At 62.7% G+C, this 2,872-nt stretch carries 2 protein-coding genes; both read right to left on the bottom strand.

Annotation, left to right across the window (positions count from 1 at the left end; all coding sequences use genetic code 11):
* Window positions 1-1,476: malonyl-CoA synthase (locus tag ENZ74_RS27615; RefSeq protein ID WP_127313139.1), on the bottom strand; the 1,476-nt coding region annotated here is incomplete at its 3' end.
* 177 nt (window positions 1,477-1,653) lie between these two features.
* A complete protein-coding gene (locus ENZ74_RS27610; protein WP_024502152.1) occupies window positions 1,654-2,394 on the bottom strand; it encodes a GntR family transcriptional regulator in 741 nt (246 codons plus the stop codon).
* Between the last annotated feature and the right edge of the window lie 478 nt (window positions 2,395-2,872).

The raw sequence follows: 2,872 nt of genomic DNA, 5'->3' as shown, positions 1-2,872 counted from the left end.
GTTCTTCTGTACCTTGCCCATGGTGTTGCGCGGCAGTTCATCGACGAAGATCACCCGCTTCGGATGCTTGTATTTCGCCACCCGTCCGGCGATGGCACCGAGAATTTCGGCGCCGGTGATCCGCGAAGACGGCGCCCGCACGACGATGGCGGTGACGCCTTCGCCGAAATCCGGATGGGCAACGCCGATGACGGCGCTTTCGCTAACCCCGTCGAGCGCATCGATCTCGCTTTCGAGTTCCTTCGGATAGATATTGTAGCCGCCCGATATGATCAGGTCCTTGCCGCGGCCGACGATGTGGACGTAACCGTCGGCGTCGATCGTGCCGAGATCGCCGGTGATGAAAAAACCGCCGGCGCGGAATTCCGCCTTGGTCTTCTCCGGCATGCGCCAATAGCCGCCGAAGACGTTTGGGCCCTTCACCTCGATCATGCCGACCTCGCCCTGCGCAAGCGCTGCGCCACTGTCTGGATCGGCGATGCGAAGCGTGACGCCGGGCAAGGGCAAACCGACGGTCCCGGCGCGCCGCTCGCCCTCATAGGGGTTCGAGGTGTTCATGTTGGTCTCGGTCATGCCGTAGCGTTCGAGGATCGCGTGGCCGGTGCGCTCGCGCCAGGCCTTGTGCGTCTCGGCCAGCAGCGGAGCCGACCCGGAAATGAACACACGGATGTTTTTCGCCGCCTCATGGTCCAGCCCCTCATCCTGCAGCAGGCGCACGTAGAAGGTCGGCACCCCCATCAAGGCCGTGGCACGCGGCAGCAGCGAGACGATGCGGGCCGGATCGAACTTCTGCTCGAACAGCATCGAGGCGCCGGCCATCAGGACGACGTTGGTGGCGACGAACAGGCCGTGCGTGTGGAAGATCGGCAATGCGTGGATCAGCACGTCGTCTCCGGTGAAACGCCAGTGCTCGACCAGCACGCGCGCGTTCGAAGCAAGGTTCTCGTGGCTGAGCATGGCGCCTTTCGAACGACCGGTGGTTCCCGACGTGTAGAGGATTGCCGCGAGGTCATCCGGCCCGCGCGCCACGTCATGAAAATCCGTCGGCAGCCGCGAGGCCTGCTCGGTCAGCGATCCCCGGCCATCGCGGCCGAGCGTGACGGTGACGGCGCCCGTCTTTTCCGCCAGCGCGCCGATGTCGGCCGCTCTTGCCGGATCGCAGACGACCAGGCGTGGTTCCGCGTCGCCGAAGAAATACTCCAGCTCAGCCAGCGTGTAGGCGGTGTTGAGCGGCAGGAAGACGGCGCCGGCGCGCAGGCAGGCGAGATAGAGCATGACCGCTTCCGGGCTCTTCTCGACCTGCACGGCAACGCGGTCACCGGGCTCGACATCCAGTTGCAGGAGCGCATGCGCAAGCTGCGCCGAGCGGGCCAGCATATCGCCATAGGTGATCGAGCGGCCATCATCGGTTTCCATCAGCAAGCGCGCTGGCGCCGGCATCCGGGACCGGAACGCATCGAACAGATGATTGCTCATGAAGACTTCCCTGGGGTGCTGCGGCGCTGAGCATGCGCCTGTCGCGGCATGCCTCGGCGGCGAGAGTTCGCGGTTCTTGGCCGCGCCGTCAAGCCCGCCGACAGCGGTTCACGCCGGCCGCGCCGACGCAGGTTGCGTGCAAGAAACGAGCACAAGAGACCCGCCAGGAAACGACTGCTATCGCCGAGCGCGTTTGCCGGCGATTTCTTTCGTTTCCTCGTCCTGCTCGAAGCGCTTCATGCACATGGCCGCAGTCAACCGGTAGTGGTTGAGCAGGGCCTCGACGGCACCGTCGGCATTGCCGTCGAGGGCACATTCGGCGATCAGACGATGCTCGCCGAAATCGTCGCGCTGGACGCCTTCGCCATCATTGGCCATTTGCCGGTAGCGATAGGCGTGATCGGAGAGCTGGTCGCAAAAGCCCACCAGCCATTGCGACCGGCAGGCCGAAATCAGCACCCTGTGGAAGATGCGATGCAGCCTCTCCCAATCGGGATTGAGCGAGAAGAGATTCTGCGGTGCCAGACGTGACGCGCGTCCCAGGCGATGCAGCGCCAGCACGAGCTGTTCTTCCCATTCGGCGGTGCGGTGGGTGATGGATTCGCGAAGCGCTCGCTCCTCGAGCCAGCAGCGGGTGCGCGTCAGCTCCTCGAGTTCCGAGGCGCTGACCGGCATGATGAAGAAGCCGCGCTGGTCGTGCCGGCCGAGAAGCCCTTCCGAGGCGAGGCGATTGAGGGCTTCGCGGACAGGCGAGGCGCCGGCTCCATATTTGGAGACCACCCACTCGACCCGCAGCTTGCTCTCGGCTTCAAGGACACCGCCGAGAAGATCGTCCCGCAATTGCTGATAGACCGTAGTGGCAAGCGTGCTCTTCGGTCCGGCAGCGTCGTCGTTCAGATTGGCAGCTCCGTATGTCAAAGCGACTCCTTGTCCCCAGGACTTGTCCCGGGCGATCCGAAAGCATTCGCCTTCTCGTACTTGTACCATACAGGGCGAAGATTCGCCTGCTCAAGCAGAAGATCACGTTATTGTACTTTAGCACAAAGGAATATGCGGCATTTCGGAGTTCAATGCTGTAATTCCGCGCTTTTTCACAACCTGCGGGCACTTAACATGTTTTGTATGCACGCAGGAGAACCTGTTCTTTTTGTTCTTTTGTATTCGTGCGAGATCAACTGTCTGCTTTGGGCATAGACGACGGAGCTGAAAACCGAATCAGGCAATCGCTCACATCCGATGCCGTTGCCCCAAAAGCTTCACAAACCCGCCCGGCACCAGAACCTTAGCCGGCATGCAGGGCTGACGCGGGAACACTGCTGGTCAATCGGCTGCCTTATCGGCTGCCGTCCTGATCGCCTGGATGTTCTGCCGATAAGCCTCGACGCTGCCGCCTTTG

It is taken from the genome of Mesorhizobium sp. M7A.F.Ca.CA.002.15.2.1, from assembly GCF_003998715.1.
Taxonomy (GTDB): Bacteria; Pseudomonadota; Alphaproteobacteria; order Rhizobiales; family Rhizobiaceae; genus Mesorhizobium; species Mesorhizobium ciceri.
The sequence above is the reverse complement of the archived record's forward strand: the minus strand, read 5'-3'. Positions and strand labels throughout refer to the sequence as shown.